Source organism: Pantoea stewartii subsp. stewartii, assembly GCF_008801695.1.
Taxonomy (GTDB): domain Bacteria; phylum Pseudomonadota; class Gammaproteobacteria; order Enterobacterales; family Enterobacteriaceae; genus Pantoea; species Pantoea stewartii.
The window spans coordinates 1-246 of the sequence record NZ_VZPF01000329.1; the positions used below are offsets into that span (position 1 = coordinate 1).

Consider the following 246-nt stretch of genomic DNA (forward strand, 5'->3'; position numbering starts at 1 on the left):
CGGGCAGCGGTAAAACGCGCACGGCCCGGCTGTGGGTATACGTGCGGGACGACCGCAACGCGGGCTCACAGCTTCGACCGGCGGTCTGGTTCGCGTACTCGCCGGACCGGAAAGGCGTACATCCACAACAGCACCTTGCGGGATACAGTGGTATCCTGCAGGCGGACGCTTACGGTGGTTATAATGCGCTGTACGAAGATGGCCGCATAACCGAAGCAGCCTGCATGGCGCACGCCCGGCGAAAAA

At 63.0% G+C, this 246-nt stretch carries 1 protein-coding gene; it reads left to right on the forward strand.

Annotated features, from left to right (window positions below):
* Positions 1–246 (forward strand): IS66 family transposase (locus F7Q90_RS26425; protein WP_151161246.1); only part of this gene is annotated, 246 nt, incomplete at both ends.